This window comes from Flavobacterium oncorhynchi (assembly GCF_002217355.1).
GTDB lineage: Bacteria > Bacteroidota > Bacteroidia > Flavobacteriales > Flavobacteriaceae > Flavobacterium > Flavobacterium oncorhynchi.
Window position 1 is genome coordinate 101,130 of record NZ_MUHA01000024.1, and the last position, 14,912, is coordinate 116,041.

A 14,912-nucleotide genomic window follows, 5' to 3' on the forward strand; every position below is an offset into this window, starting at 1 on the left:
AAAAAACATTTGCTTTGTTCCATTGAACGTTTGCATCTTTGAACCTAAAAACAAAAAATCCAAAAACCAAAATATTTCGTATCTACCGAAAAACCCAAACTAATTTTAAATATGAAATCAAAATTTACTGCAATCGCCCTTTTATTAGCTGTGTCACTAACTTCTTGCGATGCTGTTGACGATTTACTAAGTTTTAATATATCAAATGAAACTTCTATTAAGATTAACAGCACATCGCCAATCAATCTTCCATCAGAAATAATTACTCCAGAGGTAACCACCAATTCTTCGGCAGAATTTGAAAATAATAAAACAAAAGCAAGTTTAGTAAAAGATGTAAAACTTAGGTCTTTAAAATTAGCCATTACTGATCCTTCAGACAAAACTTTTACTTTCCTAAAATCTGTTCACTTATATATTTCAACAACAGATTCTGATGAAATAGAATTAGCGTATCAGGATAATATAAATGCAACAACAAACACGATTGATTTAATTTGCACTGATAAAAAGTTAGATCAATACATCAAGGCAGATAAATATAAAATCAGAACTAAAGTTACCTTAAAAGAAACGCTTACAAAAGATGTTACAATAAAAGCCGAAATGAAGTTTAGAGTTACGGCAGATCCGTTTTAAGAAAAGGTTCAAAGGCAAACGAAGTATAAAACTTTGTCCCTTTGAACCTTTGCTGCTTTGAGCCTAGAGTTTACAGCGCTATTCTTTTGTAACAATAATCGAAGCCTTAAAACCTGCGGCCAGATTATCCCAATAGTCATTGGTTACTAATTGACCTTTATCGTCGTATACTCTAATTTCGGCGGTATTTCCACCTAGGGAACCAATATTTAGAGCTTCAAAATCTAATTTATTGAAACCGTTCACCAAGTCTATTTTGACTTCTTTAAAATTAGAATCTAAAAATATCTGACTCCTAATTACGTTATCATTTGAAGAAACTTTTACTAAGTCGCCGTCAATAGCTCCAAAATCACGCAGTTTCACGATAAAATACTGCGACTTGGTCCTAAAATCTCCCAAGGAAATATTTTTCTTAACCAATGTTCCTCGACCTTCTCTTAAACCAGCATCTTTTAAAGCTTTGTTTATATCTTTTTCCATTTTTGCCACATATTGATCACCTGGATTGGCAAAATCAGTTTCTGTAGACATCGTGAACTTGCTTTTTTCCTGTCCGATCTGGAATTGAGATGTTGGCGTTATACTTTTATTTTCAAAAATATTTGGAGCTTTTATACTAGGTACATCTGCAGTTTCTGTCTGAGGATTTTTGACTTGCGGAATTGGTTCTTTTTTCTTTGCGCCAAACTTAGGTGCCGGAATTGGCTTCATTTTGCCTCCAAATTCAGTCTGTGCTGAAGCTGTTACAGCTGTAAAAAATAATATGAAAAATAAAAGATGCTTCATTGAAAAGGTGTTATCGAATCGGCTTTAAAATTTTTATAAAATCGTAAGTCAAGCATCACAAAAATAATATAAATAAGTTTGGTGCGACAACTTTAAGACTATTATAACAATATATTAGGCTAATTTTTGGAAGCAAAAAACCTGCCAAAAATCTCTAACAAATATCCAATAAAACATTCACAACCAAAATTAATCCTACATTTCACAAATAAAAACTAACATTATTTCTTTGATAGTAAACAACTTATTACTAACTTCAAAACTTTAAAAAAATTATTCTAAAATTTCAAAAAATAACTTCTTCCAAAATAAAAACCCAAGCGGCTAATTCTTTTAATATTATAAAATTCTAAAAAATGGATTATATCGATTATTATAAAATATTAGGCATTACCAAATCTGCTACTGATGCCGATATCAAAAAGGCATATCGAAAGCTGGCGCGAAAATATCATCCCGATTTAAATCCGAATGATAAAGAAGCGGAACAAAAATTCAAAGAAATAAATGAAGCAAATGAGGTTTTAAGTAATCCCGAAAATCGTAAAAAATACGATAAGTACGGAAAAGACTGGAAACATGCCGATGAATTTGAGAAAGCAGGTTATGACCCAAATCAGCAGCAATATTCAAGACAGCAGCAAGGCGGGAATCAAAGTTATACCGATTTTGGCGGAGGTAATTTTTCTGAGAGTGATTTTTCGGATTTTTTTAATTCTATGTATGGCAGTTCTGGAAGAAGTTCAAGAGCTCAAGCAAAATATCGTGGACAGGATTTTAATGCAGAATTACAGCTTGATTTAGCATCTGCCTATACCACTCACAAACAAAACTTAAATGTAAACGGTAAAAATATCCGAATTACAATACCGGCTGGCGTTGAAAACGGACAAATTATCAAAATTCCAAATCATGGAGCGCCTGGAGCAAACGGCGGACCAAACGGTGATTTGTACATTACTTTTATAATCAATAACAGCTCCGATTTTAAACGTGAAGGCAATAATTTATATGCCGATGTTGATCTGGATTTATACACGGCTATTTTAGGCGGAGAAATTTACGTGAATACTTTTGACGGAAAAGTAAAAATAAAAGTAGCGCCCGAAACTCAACCCGGAACCAAAGTAAAACTTAAAGGAAAAGGATTTCCTGTTTACAAAAAAGACAATCAGTTTGGTGATTTATACATAACCTATACTTTAAAATTACCAACTAAATTATCTGAAAAAGAAAAAGAATTATTTGCAGAATTAGCTAAACTAAGAAATCATGAATAACAAAAGCTTAATCTTAATAAAACAATTTTGTTTGTATAACGAAATTGAAAATACTTTTATAAAAGAACTGCATAATTATGGCTTAGTCGAAATTGTTGTCGAAGAAAACGAAGAGTATTTACAGCCTGAACAACTGCCTGCAATTGAAAAAATGATTCGTATGCATTACGATCTAAAAATTAATTTTGAAGGAATTGATGCTATTTATCACTTACTTAACAAAATCGAAATTTTACAGCAGCACCTTACCAGCACACAAAATAAACTTCGAATTTATGAAGAACACAAAACCCTTTAGTGTTTAGAAATTATCCTTTTAAAATATCACAAAAAACAATAATTATCAATGGGATTTCAAACAATTACGTCTCTTTTTACCAAGCATATTTTATAAATTGCAGCACATTAATTAACCTGAATTTGTTTTTTAAAAACTCAAAGAGCAATTCAAAAAAAACACACAAAATGAAAAGAGAAAATATCTTAACAGGATCACCGTGGGAAGACAAAATGGGATATTGCCGCGCTGTTAGAATTGGCAATATCATTGAAGTTTCCGGCACTGTTGCAATTGTTGACGGCGAAAATGTTAAAGCAGACGACGCTTATGCGCAAACCTATAACATTCTTGAACGTGTAGAAAAAGTTTTAGAAGATTTGAATGTTGGAATGAAAGATGTTATTAGAACTCGAATTTTTACTACCAACATTTCTACTTTTGAAGAAGTTGCAAGAGCACATTCTGCTTTCTTTAAAGATGTAAAGCCAACAACTGGTTTTTATGAAATAAGTAAATTAGTTGCTCCTGAATATTTAGTTGAAATTGAATTTACAGCTGTTGTTCAATAGTTTTTTTGCCGAGAATTTCACTAATTTCCACTGATTTTTTTTTGTTTTGCCACTGATTAAGGGATTTTAAAAGATTTCTTTTGTTTTCTTTAATAAAAAAAACATTAATTCGTGAAAATTCGTGAAATTCGTGGCAGAGAAAATTCAAACACAATTAATGACTTCCCAAAACTTAAAACAATTACCGCTTTCCATTCTAAAATGGATTTTTATCTGTGCCTTAATCGGTATACTTTCGGGATCTGCTTCTGCATTTTTTCTTGTTTCTTTAGAATGGGTTACGCAATTTAGAATTAAGCACGATTGGATTATCTTCCTTTTACCATTTGGCGGTTTATTAGTTGGGTTAAGTTATTATTACTGGGGAGAATCTGTGGTAAAAGGCAATAATTTATTGCTTGAAGAATATGAAAAACCCAAAAAAGTAATTCCTTTTAAAATGGCTCCTTTAGTACTTTTAGGAACCTTAATCACACATTTATTTGGAGGTTCAGCCGGCCGCGAAGGAACTGCAGTACAAATGGGAGGCGCTATCGCAGATCAATTCACAAGAATTTTCAAGTTAGACCATTCTGAACGAAGAATTCTAATAATTCTGGGCATCAGTGCAGGTTTTGCTTCTGTTTTTGGAACACCTTTGGCAGGCGCAATTTTTGCATTAGAAGTTTTGTATTTCAGTAAAATCAATTATAAAAGTATCCTATTATCCTTTCTGGTAGCTTATGCTGCTTATTTTACGGTAGAATTTTGGAAAATTAAACATACTCATTACAGCATTCCTATAATACCCGAACTAAGTATTTTGAATATCTTTTATACTTTACTAATTGGACTTCTTTCTGGTTTTGCAGCTTTACTTTTTTCAAGAAGCACCCATTTTTGGAGTTCACTTTTTTCAAAAAACATCAAATATCCTCCGCTTCGTCCTGTTATTGGAGGAACAATTTTAGCCATTGCAATTGCAGGATTTGGTTTTACTAAATTCTCTGGACTAGGGGTTCCTGTTATTGTTGATTCGTTTTCAAACCCAAGTCAGTGGTATGATTTTTTTCTTAAAATTTTATTCACAGGATTCACTTTAGGAGCAGGTTTTAAAGGCGGCGAAGTAACTCCATTATTTTTTGTAGGAGCCACTCTAGGCAGTGCCTTATCTTTAATTATCCCGATGCCTATCGCTCTTTTAGCAGGAATAGGATTTGTATCTGTCTTTTCGGGAGCAACCCATACGCCTATCGCCTGCACCATTATGGGAATGGAATTATTTGGCATCCAGCCCGGAATATTTATCGCGCTTGGCTGTACAATTGCTTACTTTTCTTCAGGTTCAATTGGCATTTATAAATCACAGATTGTTAAGGGCGCGAAACATAAATTATATCAAAGATTAAATTCCAATTTTTAAATTTCAAATACCAAAAACAAAGACTCTAATACAGAACTAATAAAAGTGTGTTAATCTATAAAATGATTTCAACATTACATTAAAAAAATGTAAATTCGCACACTATGAAAATACAAGATATTCAAGCAATACAATTGTTGCTTGCCGCTCCAAAGAAAATCGTAATAATTCCGCATAGAGGCCCAGATGGCGATGCTATGGGATCTACATTAGGTTTATATCATTTTTTACTCAAAAATAACCATCAGCCAACTGTAATTGCGCCTAATGATTTTCCAGATTTTTTAGCTTGGCTGCCAGGCTCAGAAACCGTTAAAATCTTTGAAAAAGATACTGAAAACTGTACCAAAATATTAGAAGAAGCCGAATTAATTTTTACGCTCGATTTCAACGCTCTACATCGTGTAGGCGAAATGGAGCACACTTTGGCTCGATTAACTGCACCTTTCATTATGATTGATCATCATCAAAAACCTGATGATTATGCAGCTTATACTTATTCTGACACTTCGTATGGATCTACTTGCGAAATGGTTTATAACTTTATTTCCTTTTTAAACAAAAAAGAAGATATTGATAAAACTATCGCAACTTGCATTTATACAGGAATTTTGACAGATTCTGGTTCATTCCGCTTTCCAGGAACAACAGGAAACACGCACCGAATTATTGCAGAATTAATTGATTTAGGTGTAGAGAACACTCAAATTCCAGTTTTATTATTTGACAACAGTTCATACAGTCGTTTGCAATTATTAGGACGTGCACTTCAAAACATGAAAGTTTTAGAAGAACATCAAACATCATATACATCACTTACACAGGAAGAATTAGATTCGTTTAATTATGTAAAAGGTGATACTGAAGGAATTGTAAATTACGGATTAAGTATAAAAGGTATTGTTTTTACAGCTATTTTTATAGAAAATAAAGACGAAAAAATCATCAAAATTTCATTCCGTTCACAAGGAGGTTTTGATGTAAACCAATTTGCACGCGACCATTTTAATGGCGGAGGCCACAGCAACGCAGCTGGCGGAAGATCTGAAACAACAATGGAAGAAACCCTTAAAAAGTTTGAAGATTTAGTAAGTAAACTAAAAATATAACCCCGTATGAACTACTTAAAAATTAGTCTTTACACACTGCTTTTTACTGTTTTACTGGCAGGCTGTAAACATCATGAAGAAGCTCGAAAACCAATTTCGAGAGCTTCGGGTACTTTTATGAAAAAATCAGCTGATAGAAACAAAAAACTGGTTGCAAATGAAGAAGATGTTATCAAAAAGATTATCAAAACAAATCCAAAAGTAAAGTACTATGCTACTAGAAAAGGATATTGGTTTTCTTATGATGAAAAAAATAATACTGATACAGCTACACCAAAAAAAGGAGATATTGCCTATTTTAATTTAGAAGTAAAAGACATCAATGGTAAAATCATCTATTCAGAAGCTGATCTTGGTCCGCAGACGTATTATGTAGACAAGCAAGATATTATGATGGGATTACGTGACGGAATCAAGTACATGAAAAAAAATGAAACTGTTACCTTTTTATTTCCATCGCATATTGCTTACGGCTATCATGGTGATAATAAAAAAATAGGAACAAATCAGCCTTTAATCTGTACCGTTACACTTCGTAATTTTGTTCCTGATCCAGCAGTTTCAAAAACTACAGCAACTCCAAAACAAACTGTAAAAAGTACTACAGCAGCTCCGGCAGCTACACCAAAAAAAGATACAATAAACCCATAAAAAAACATTTTAAAAATGAAAAAAAGTATTTTAGTATTACTACTAACCGCTGCTTCTTTTTACTCTTGTAAAAATGAAAACAGCAGCCTTCCTGATGGTTTATATGCCGATATTGAAACGAACAAAGGACATATCATTGTTGAATTAGATTATAAAAAAGCACCTGTTACGGTAGCTAACTTTGTAACCTTAGCCGAAGGCAAAAATGAGTTTGTTACCAAAGATTACTTAAAAAAGAAACATTTTTATGATGGTTTAAAATTTCATAGAGTTATAGAAAATTTCATGATTCAAACTGGAGATCCTGAAGGAACTGGTTCTGGAGATGCAGGTTATAGATTTAAAGATGAAATTTCAGATTTGAGATTTGACAAAGCTGGTGTTTTAGCAATGGCAAATAATGGTCCTGGCACAAACAGCAGTCAATTTTTTATTACTCATACTGAAACTCCATGGTTAGACGGAAAACATACTATTTTTGGTCATGTTGTCGACAAAGGTCAAGAAGTAGTAAACAAAGTTGTACAAGGTGACAGTATTGTTTCTGTTACTATTGTTAGAAATGGAGAAGCTGCCAAAAAATTTGATGCAGAAAAAGTACTTCATGATTATTTTGCAGAAGCTTCAAAAGAGAAAAGTAAGTTTGCAGGAGTTCAAAAAGAAAAAGTAGATTACTACGCTTCTTTAAGGCCAAAAGCAACAAAAACACACTCTGGCTTAGAATTTATTATCACTGAAAAAGGTACAGGTAAAAAACCATCTACTGGCGCTCAAATATACATTCATTACGCAGGTTTCTTAGAAGATGGAACTTTATTTGACTCAAGTATTGAAGATGTAAACAAAGCTTTTGGAAAATTTGATGCAGCAAGAGCTGAAGCAAAAGGTTATCAGCCAATTCCTTTTCAAGCAGGTCGTAAAGACGGCATGATTCCAGGTTTTATTGAAGGTATCGAGCAGCTTTCATTTGGAGACAAAGCAGTACTTTTTATTCCTGCACATTTAGCATATGGAGAAACTGGAGCCGGCGGTGTTATACCACCAAATGCAAATATTATTTTTGAAGTTCAATTATTAGAAAAACCATAATTATAAAACTTGTAATTATATTTCTTGACTTAAATTTAAAATGCAATGAAATTTAAACTTTTATTTTTATTTTGTTTAGCGGTTGTAAATATTCAAGCGCAAACCACTAAAAAACCAGTCGCAAAACCTGCTGCTAAGCCAGCTGTAACGACTGCAAAACCCGCAGCTAAACCTGCTGCAAAACCAAACCCTGATGAGGGAATCTTTGCTACGATCTCTACAACAAAAGGAGACATTGTTCTTTCATTAGAATATGTTAAAACTCCTGTAACTGTTGCTAATTTCATTTCTCTTGCAGAAGGAAAAAATCCTAATGTAAAAGTAGAGAGACTAAAAGGAAAACCATTTTACGATGGTTTAAAATTCCATAGAGTTATAAATGATTTTATGATTCAAGGAGGAGATCCTGACGGAAATGGTTCTGGAGGTCCTGGATATTCATTTAAAGATGAATTTGTTGAAGAACTAAAGTTTGAAAAAGGAGGTATTCTTGCAATGGCTAATTCTGGACCTGCAACAAATGGCAGCCAGTTTTTTATTACACACAAAGAAACTCCATGGCTTAATGGTAAACACACTATTTTTGGACATGTTGTATCTGGAATGGATAATGTAAATAAAATTGTTCAAGACGATATTATGACAAAAATTACCATTACTCGTAAAGGTGCTGCTGCTAAAAAATTTGACGCTGTAAAAGTCCTTACAGATGATGCTAAAAAACAAGAAGCTAAAAAAGCCGAAAGTCAAAAAGTAATTAAAGACAAAGCAGCTTATTTTGCAGCAACTAAAGCTAAAGCAACTACAACAGCTTCTGGCTTAAAATATGTAATTACACAAAAAGGAACTGGTGTAAAAGGTGCTGAAGGTTCTTCAATTTACTTTCATTATGCAGGTTATTTTGAAGACGGAAGTCTTTTTGACAGCAGCATGAGCAGTGTAGCAAAAGCTTATGGCAAATACGATGCAAACCGAGATGCTCAAGGCGGATACAAAGCTTTCCCCTTTACTGTTGGAAAAAAAGACGGTATGATTCCTGGTTTTATCGAAGCTCTAGACATGATGACAGATGGAGAAAAAGCGATTTTCTTTCTTCCTTCAAACTTAGCTTATGGTGAAAAAGGAGCTGGAGGCGTAATTCCGCCAAATGCAACTTTAATTTTTGAAATTGAAACTTATCAAAATCAACCAACAAAGTAATACTTTCAAATTCCTTTTTTGAAATAACAATTAAAGTTCCCAAAAGTTCAAATCTTTGGGAACTTTTTTTATTCCTGTCAAAAATATTCTTCTGCAGAATCCTTAAAATAATACTAAAACAGAAACTAAAAACAGGTGCAATGATAACGTTTGCGTATATTTTCTACTAATTCCTAAACAAAATACCTTACCTTTGCCCGCTTAATTTTTTCAAAACAAATCATAAAGATGTTACAAAACAATGTATTAAAAGGAGTGTTTTTAGTTGCTTTAGGAGCTACAACTTACGGAATGTTAGCTACTTTCGTAAAAATGGCTTACACTGAAGGATATACAACAGCCGAAGTTACAACTTCTCAATTTATACTTGGTATACTTGGTATCTTGCTTATAAATGCTTTTCAAAAAGCAAAAAACAAAGGAACCGTTGTAAAAGCTTCTTCAAAAAATATATTCAGTTTAATGCTTGCTGGAACATCATTAGGAATGACAAGTTTGTTTTATTATCTGGCAGTAAAATATATTCCAGTTTCAATAGGTATTGTGTTATTAATGCAAACTGTTTGGATGGGTGTTTTACTTGAAATGATTTTAGAAAAAAAACTGCCTTCAAAACAAAAAGTTATTGCGGTTTTAATTGTCCTTGTTGGAACGATTTTAGCCACTAATATCATCAACAATGATATTGCACTAGATTGGCGCGGAATTGTTTGGGGTGTATTAGCCGCCGCATCCTTTACTACAACAATGTTTACTGCAAATCGTGTCGCTACAGAAATTTCATCGGCTCAACGAAGCTTATATATGCTTTTAGGCGGTGCTGTAATTATATTCTCCTTCGCTTTTTTTACACAGACTGGTTCTTTTAATCTTGATATTTTCTTTAAGTGGGGGATCATTCTAGCTTTGTTTGGTACTATCATCCCTCCTATGTTATTGAACTTAGGTTTTCCGTTAACCGGAATTGGATTAGGCAGCATTGTTTCGGCATTAGAACTGCCCGTTTCTGTAATGATGGCTTATGTTTTATTGAATGAAAAAGTGATTTTTTCTCAATGGATTGGAATTGTTTTAATTATTCTGGCAATCATTATTATGAATGTAAATTTTAAACGTACTAAATAAGCTTTTAATTCGCCGTTAAAAAAAAGCACCTTGTAATGTTATAATTGTTAATTTTTTTATAAATTCGTGATAAACTACTATTTATCATGAATTTACCTTGGCATTTATATTTGATGGCGATTCTTTATATACTTGCAGGACTAAATCATTTTAGAAACCCTGGAATGTATATTAAAATTATACCTCCTGTATTCAAAAACCCCAAAGTAATAAATATTTTAAGCGGAGCTGCCGAAATAGTACTAGGCATTCTTCTAACACTTTCTTTTTCGACACATATTGCAGCTTGGGGAATTATTGCATTATTAATTGCAATTTTTCCTGCCAATTTGTATATGTATCAAAATAAAAAAGCAAGTTTTGATTTACCAAAGTGGATTTTATTTGTACGTTTGCCCTTACAGGTCGTTTTGATTTTTTGGGCATATCAATACACCCAATATTAATCAAATCTATTAATCTAAAATTATTTAATTATGAAAAAATTATTTGCAGAATTTTTTGGAACTTATTGGCTTGTTTTTGGTGGTTGTGGAAGCGCAATTTTTGCAGCAGGAATTCCTGAATTAGGAATTGGGTTTGCAGGTGTTGCTTTAGCTTTTGGTTTAACCGTTTTGACAATGGCGTACGCTGTTGGACATATTTCTGGTGGGCACTTTAATCCGGCCGTATCATTCGGATTGTGGGCTGGAGGAAGATTTCCTGCAAAAGACCTTATTCCCTATATCGTGGCACAATGTATTGGTGCTATTGCTGCAGCCGGAACATTATTTACAATCGCTTCTGGTAAAGCAGGATTTGTAATCGATAATACAAAAGCAGGAGCATTTGCTTCAAATGGTTTTGGAGCATTCTCACCAGATGGATATTCACTGCAATCTGCTTTTATAGCTGAATTTGTTCTAACCTTGTTTTTCTTACTAGTAATTTTAGGTGCTACAGATAAATTTGCAAACGGAAGATTTGCTGGTATAGCAATTGGTTTGGCTTTAACTTTAATTCACTTAATAAGCATCCCAATTACAAATACATCTGTAAATCCTGCGAGATCATTATCGCAAGCAATTTTTGTTGGAGGAGAACCTCTTTCACAAGTTTGGTTATTTTGGGCAGCTCCAATTTTGGGTGCTATTGTAGCCGGATTTATTTATAAATCATTACTGCAAAATCACGACGCCGCATAATCTAATTTGTATAACTCTTAAATATTAAAACTATGGAATTTTTATATTTCTTACTTATAGGAGCAATTTCCGGCTGGCTTGCGGGTCAAATTTGGAAAGGTGCAGGCTTTGGATTATTTGGTAATATTATCGTTGGAATCATTGGCGGTTTTGTTGGCGGCTGGATTGCCGGCAAACTTGGCATTGGCGGCGGCGGACTTTTATGGCAGATTATAGTTGCTGTTGGAGGCGCTTGGGTATTACTTTTTATAATCAGCTTGATCAAAAAAGCTTAAAAATAGTACAACTAAAAAAACACATTCTAAGAGGAAATCAGATATTCAACTATTTGGTTTCCTCTTTTTTTTTAAAGAAAACACTTCATATCTATCAAAACCAATTTGCTATGAACGAAATCATTTCTTATTTCAGCACCATTCCATCAACACATCGCAGTTTAATTTTAGTAGGAGGTATTACTTTTTTTTGGGTAATCGAAAATACATTTCCTTTATTTCAAATGAAATACCACAAATGGCAGCATGCAGGAATCAACTTCTTTCTAACATTTACCACTATAATCGTAAATTTTGTACTGGCTTTTATTCTAATAAAAACAGCGAATTGGACAACTGAAAATCATTTTGGCATTCTACAATGGCTGCCTGAAATTCCTATTTGGCTCTATACCATTATTGGACTGCTTTTGTTAGATTTAATTGGTGCTTACTTAGTACATTTTGTTGAACATAAAGTAAAATTTCTGTGGCGCTTTCATGTGATACACCATACAGATACCTGGATTGACACGACAACTGCAAACAGACATCATCCGGGAGAAAGTGTGATTCGGTTCGCTTTTACCACTCTTGGCGTCCTCGTTGTTGGCAGTCCGATGTGGATGGTTTTTCTATATCAAACATTATCTGTAATTGCAACACAATTTAATCATGCCAACATTTCACTGCCACATAAATTAGATGTTTTCTTAAGCTATTTTATAGTTTCTCCAAATATGCACAAAGTACATCATCATTATGTACTGCCATATACCGACAGTAATTATGGTAATATTTTCTCTGTTTGGGACCGACTATTTGGAACTTTTACCACTTTACCTAAAGAAGAGTTAATTTATGGAGTAGACACGCATATGCTGCCCGAAGAAAACAATCAATTAAGAAATTTATTAAAAATTCCGTTTCAAAAATCGCGATCCTTTAATTCCGAAAAAAAACAGTAAAAAAAATATACTTCATCGAACCAAGTAATTATTTTTTTTATTAATATTGATACATAAAATGAAAATCAATCTATTAATCATTAACCTCTATTTTTGAATTAATTTTCACGAGATGAAAAAGAGTAACCGCAAAGAATTGAATTGGGAACAAACTGAGAAGCTTGTTTCATTAGCCTTAGAAGAAAAAAATCCATTTGAAGTCATAAAAAAAGAATTTGGGTTGGCAGAAAAAGAAGTTCTTGAAATCATGAAGAAGAAAATGCCTCTTGAAAAATTTGAGATGTGGAAAAAGAAAGCCATTGCCAATAAACCAAAACCGAAACCCGTTAAAATTGATGATTTTGATGAAGATTTAGATGGCAAATATTATATAAAAAACAAATTCGACTAAATTAAAACTCCTGAGCGCCAGGAGTTTTTTTTATATTTTTAATTTATTGTAACATTTTTACTTTTTTTAGTCAAATACGTATATCTAAACTTAAACAAATGAAAAAAATACTTTACACTTTAGCTCTTGCTATAACACTTTGGAGCTGTAAAACTGGAAGTACTTCAGCAGGAAAAAGCAATGTTGTAGATGTTAACATCAATCTTGTAGATGTAAAAGACGACAAAGTTTTAGTAACAGTAACTCCTCCTCAAATCAAAACAGACGAGATTGTTTACAGTATCCCCAAAACTGTTCCAGGAACTTATTCAACTGATAACTACGGGAAAAATTCAGAAGATTTCAAAGCTTTTGATGCAAAAGGAAATGCTTTAACTGTTAAAAGAATTGACGATAACTCATGGTCTATTTCGAACGCAAAAGCATTAAAAAAAATTACCTACTTAGTTAATGATACTTTTGATACTGAAAAAGGAACTGGTTTTGGTAATGATGATATTTTCTCGCCTGCAGGTACTAACATCAATGCTGGAGTAAATTTTCTAGTAAATACACATGGTTTTGTGGGCTATTTTCAAGATAAATTAGAGATTCCTTATAAAGTTACTATTACGCATCCTGAAACACTTTGGGGAGCAACTTCAATGACAGATCAGGATCCAAGCAAAACAAGCGATGTTTTTACAACTCCGCGTTATGCTGTTTTAGTCGAAAATCCTATTATGTATTCTAAACCAGATTATACTGAGTTTAATGTAAATGGTATGGACATTTTAATCGCTGTTTACTCGCCGACTGGAAAATTTACTGCCGAAAGTATTACGCCGGAAATGAAAACAATGATGACGGCGCAGAAAAACTTTTTAGGAAAAGTAAATGCAAATAAAAAATATACTGTTTTATTATATCTATCAACTTTAGCAAAAGATGATGCGCACGGTTTTGGAGCTTTAGAACACCCAACAGTTACTACGGTAGTACTGCCAGAATCTATGCCAAAAGAAAAATTGGTAGAATCAATGAAAGATGTTGTTTCTCACGAGTTTTTTCATATTGTAACTCCATTAACTATTCACTCAAAAGAAATTCAGTATTTTGACTATAATGCGCCAAAAATGTCTGAGCATTTATGGATGTACGAAGGTGTAACAGAATATTTTGCCAATCTTTTTCAAATCAATCAAGGTTTAATTAACGAAGGTGAGTTTTACAGTCGTATTGCAGACAAAATTGAGCAGTCTAAAAGTTTAGACGATACCATGTCTTTTACTAAAATGAGTGCCAATGTTTTAGAACAGCCTTATAAAGATCAATACTTAAATGTGTACCAAAAAGGAGCTTTAATTGGTATGTGTATTGACATTATTATTAGAGAAAAAAGCAATGGAGAAAGAGGAATTCTTGATTTAATGCATAAATTATCTAGCGAATATGGTATTGATAAACCATTTAATGATAATGAATTATTTGCAAAGATCACGCAGTTAACTTATCCTGAAGTAGGCGAATTTTTAAACAAATATGTAGCAGGTACAACGCCAATTCCTTACGATTTTTATTTAGCGAAAGTTGGTGTTTCAAAAGCAACAGAGAAAAAACCTGGAAATGCTTTCATTAAAGGACAAGTTCCAAATATTACTATCGACAAAGCAACAAAAGAAATTGCTGTTCGTCCTGAATCAGAATCTCTTGAATTTTTCAAGAACTTAAACCTTAAAGGCGGAGATAAAATTTTAGCTGTAAACAACAAATCATATAATTTAGATAACATTTATGATTTGATTACAGAAAGTGAAAATTGGAAAGAAAACGATCCAATTACTTTAAAAATTAAACGCGGCAGTAAAGAAGAAACTATAAAAGGAAATGTAAAACTGCCTTACGAAGAATCTGAAACTTTTAAAGCTACTGATGCTTCAAAAGAAAAGCTTAAAAATGCATGGTTGAAAGGTTAATTCCTTTTGACTAAAAACAAAAAAAAC

17 protein-coding genes are annotated in these 14,912 nt (G+C 32.8%); 16 read left to right on the forward strand and 1 reads right to left on the reverse strand.

What is annotated here, in order from left to right; translation table 11 throughout:
• Nucleotides 1–111: 111 nt before the first annotated feature.
• A complete protein-coding gene (locus tag B0A75_RS15245; RefSeq protein ID WP_089055146.1) occupies nucleotides 112–639 on the forward strand; it encodes a hypothetical protein in 528 nt (175 codons plus the stop codon).
• Between the two features lie 78 nt (nucleotides 640–717).
• On the opposite strand, the gene B0A75_RS15250 is transcribed toward B0A75_RS15245, so the two are convergent.
• Complete coding sequence (locus B0A75_RS15250) at nucleotides 718–1,428, reverse strand: hypothetical protein (RefSeq protein ID WP_089055147.1); 711 nt, start codon at nucleotides 1,426–1,428, stop codon at nucleotides 718–720.
• 356 nt (nucleotides 1,429–1,784) lie between these two features.
• On the opposite strand from B0A75_RS15250, the gene B0A75_RS15255 reads away from it, so the two are divergent.
• From B0A75_RS15255 to B0A75_RS15325, 15 genes are all read left to right on the forward strand, one after another.
• Nucleotides 1,785–2,708 carry a DnaJ C-terminal domain-containing protein gene (locus B0A75_RS15255; protein WP_089055148.1) on the forward strand — a complete coding sequence of 308 codons (924 nt, stop codon included), beginning with the start codon at nucleotides 1,785–1,787 and terminating at the stop codon, nucleotides 2,706–2,708.
• The gene (locus tag B0A75_RS15260) at nucleotides 2,701–3,006 is read left to right on the forward strand and encodes a chaperone modulator CbpM (RefSeq protein WP_089055149.1); all 306 of its coding nucleotides are present in this window, start codon (nucleotides 2,701–2,703) and stop codon (nucleotides 3,004–3,006) included. The genes B0A75_RS15255 and B0A75_RS15260 overlap by 8 nt, the downstream gene beginning before the upstream one ends.
• Nucleotides 3,007–3,173: 167 nt before the next feature.
• Nucleotides 3,174–3,557 carry a RidA family protein gene (locus B0A75_RS15265; protein ID WP_089055150.1) on the forward strand — a complete coding sequence of 128 codons (384 nt, stop codon included), beginning with the start codon at nucleotides 3,174–3,176 and terminating at the stop codon, nucleotides 3,555–3,557.
• 157 nt (nucleotides 3,558–3,714) lie between these two features.
• Complete coding sequence (locus B0A75_RS15270) at nucleotides 3,715–4,959, forward strand: voltage-gated chloride channel family protein (RefSeq protein ID WP_089055244.1); 1,245 nt, start codon at nucleotides 3,715–3,717, stop codon at nucleotides 4,957–4,959.
• A gap of 104 nt (nucleotides 4,960–5,063) precedes the next feature.
• On the forward strand, nucleotides 5,064–6,068 hold the full coding sequence (locus B0A75_RS15275) for a DHH family phosphoesterase (protein ID WP_089055151.1): 1,005 nt from the start codon (nucleotides 5,064–5,066) through the stop codon (nucleotides 6,066–6,068).
• A gap of 6 nt (nucleotides 6,069–6,074) precedes the next feature.
• On the forward strand, nucleotides 6,075–6,719 hold the full coding sequence (gldI, locus tag B0A75_RS15280) for a gliding motility-associated peptidyl-prolyl isomerase GldI (RefSeq protein WP_089055152.1): 645 nt from the start codon (nucleotides 6,075–6,077) through the stop codon (nucleotides 6,717–6,719).
• Between the two features lie 15 nt (nucleotides 6,720–6,734).
• On the forward strand, nucleotides 6,735–7,808 hold the full coding sequence (locus tag B0A75_RS15285; RefSeq protein ID WP_089055153.1) for a peptidylprolyl isomerase: 1,074 nt from the start codon (nucleotides 6,735–6,737) through the stop codon (nucleotides 7,806–7,808).
• A 45-nt stretch (nucleotides 7,809–7,853) separates the two neighbouring features.
• Nucleotides 7,854–9,008 (forward strand): peptidylprolyl isomerase, encoded by a 1,155-nt coding sequence (locus B0A75_RS15290; RefSeq protein WP_089055154.1) that lies wholly within the window; start codon nucleotides 7,854–7,856, stop codon nucleotides 9,006–9,008.
• A gap of 228 nt (nucleotides 9,009–9,236) precedes the next feature.
• Nucleotides 9,237–10,133 carry an EamA family transporter gene (locus B0A75_RS15295; protein WP_089055155.1) on the forward strand — a complete coding sequence of 299 codons (897 nt, stop codon included), beginning with the start codon at nucleotides 9,237–9,239 and terminating at the stop codon, nucleotides 10,131–10,133.
• An 86-nt stretch (nucleotides 10,134–10,219) separates the two neighbouring features.
• Nucleotides 10,220–10,579, forward strand: a complete 360-nt coding sequence (locus B0A75_RS15300) for a DoxX family protein (RefSeq protein WP_089055156.1) — start codon at nucleotides 10,220–10,222, stop codon at nucleotides 10,577–10,579.
• Between the two features lie 30 nt (nucleotides 10,580–10,609).
• Nucleotides 10,610–11,317 carry an aquaporin Z gene (gene aqpZ / locus B0A75_RS15305; protein ID WP_089055157.1) on the forward strand — a complete coding sequence of 236 codons (708 nt, stop codon included), beginning with the start codon at nucleotides 10,610–10,612 and terminating at the stop codon, nucleotides 11,315–11,317.
• Between the two features lie 32 nt (nucleotides 11,318–11,349).
• Nucleotides 11,350–11,592 carry a GlsB/YeaQ/YmgE family stress response membrane protein gene (locus B0A75_RS15310; RefSeq protein WP_089055158.1) on the forward strand — a complete coding sequence of 81 codons (243 nt, stop codon included), beginning with the start codon at nucleotides 11,350–11,352 and terminating at the stop codon, nucleotides 11,590–11,592.
• A gap of 110 nt (nucleotides 11,593–11,702) precedes the next feature.
• Entirely contained in the window at nucleotides 11,703–12,539 is an 837-nt protein-coding gene (locus B0A75_RS15315; RefSeq protein WP_089055245.1) for a sterol desaturase family protein, read from the forward strand.
• A gap of 112 nt (nucleotides 12,540–12,651) precedes the next feature.
• A complete protein-coding gene (locus B0A75_RS15320) occupies nucleotides 12,652–12,930 on the forward strand; it encodes a DUF2805 domain-containing protein (RefSeq protein ID WP_089055159.1) in 279 nt (92 codons plus the stop codon).
• A gap of 98 nt (nucleotides 12,931–13,028) precedes the next feature.
• Nucleotides 13,029–14,885, forward strand: a complete 1,857-nt coding sequence (locus tag B0A75_RS15325; RefSeq protein ID WP_089055160.1) for a M61 family metallopeptidase — start codon at nucleotides 13,029–13,031, stop codon at nucleotides 14,883–14,885.
• Nucleotides 14,886–14,912: the final 27 nt, after the last annotated feature.

What these genes read in the sequence shown, in the direction of transcription:
- B0A75_RS15245 (WP_089055146.1), top strand. Translation starts at nt 112, where the DNA reads ATGAAATCAAAATTTACTGCAATCGCCCTTTTATTAGCTGTGTCACTA.
- B0A75_RS15250 (WP_089055147.1), bottom strand. Translation starts at nt 1,428, where the DNA reads ATGAAGCATCTTTTATTTTTCATATTATTTTTTACAGCTGTAACAGCT.
- B0A75_RS15255 (WP_089055148.1), top strand. Translation starts at nt 1,785, where the DNA reads ATGGATTATATCGATTATTATAAAATATTAGGCATTACCAAATCTGCT.
- B0A75_RS15260 (WP_089055149.1), top strand. Translation starts at nt 2,701, where the DNA reads ATGAATAACAAAAGCTTAATCTTAATAAAACAATTTTGTTTGTATAAC.
- B0A75_RS15265 (WP_089055150.1), top strand. Translation starts at nt 3,174, where the DNA reads ATGAAAAGAGAAAATATCTTAACAGGATCACCGTGGGAAGACAAAATG.
- B0A75_RS15270 (WP_089055244.1), top strand. Translation starts at nt 3,715, where the DNA reads ATGACTTCCCAAAACTTAAAACAATTACCGCTTTCCATTCTAAAATGG.
- B0A75_RS15275 (WP_089055151.1), top strand. Translation starts at nt 5,064, where the DNA reads ATGAAAATACAAGATATTCAAGCAATACAATTGTTGCTTGCCGCTCCA.
- gldI (WP_089055152.1), top strand. Translation starts at nt 6,075, where the DNA reads ATGAACTACTTAAAAATTAGTCTTTACACACTGCTTTTTACTGTTTTA.
- B0A75_RS15285 (WP_089055153.1), top strand. Translation starts at nt 6,735, where the DNA reads ATGAAAAAAAGTATTTTAGTATTACTACTAACCGCTGCTTCTTTTTAC.
- B0A75_RS15290 (WP_089055154.1), top strand. Translation starts at nt 7,854, where the DNA reads ATGAAATTTAAACTTTTATTTTTATTTTGTTTAGCGGTTGTAAATATT.
- B0A75_RS15295 (WP_089055155.1), top strand. Translation starts at nt 9,237, where the DNA reads ATGTTACAAAACAATGTATTAAAAGGAGTGTTTTTAGTTGCTTTAGGA.
- B0A75_RS15300 (WP_089055156.1), top strand. Translation starts at nt 10,220, where the DNA reads ATGAATTTACCTTGGCATTTATATTTGATGGCGATTCTTTATATACTT.
- aqpZ (WP_089055157.1), top strand. Translation starts at nt 10,610, where the DNA reads ATGAAAAAATTATTTGCAGAATTTTTTGGAACTTATTGGCTTGTTTTT.
- B0A75_RS15310 (WP_089055158.1), top strand. Translation starts at nt 11,350, where the DNA reads ATGGAATTTTTATATTTCTTACTTATAGGAGCAATTTCCGGCTGGCTT.
- B0A75_RS15315 (WP_089055245.1), top strand. Translation starts at nt 11,703, where the DNA reads ATGAACGAAATCATTTCTTATTTCAGCACCATTCCATCAACACATCGC.
- B0A75_RS15320 (WP_089055159.1), top strand. Translation starts at nt 12,652, where the DNA reads ATGAAAAAGAGTAACCGCAAAGAATTGAATTGGGAACAAACTGAGAAG.
- B0A75_RS15325 (WP_089055160.1), top strand. Translation starts at nt 13,029, where the DNA reads ATGAAAAAAATACTTTACACTTTAGCTCTTGCTATAACACTTTGGAGC.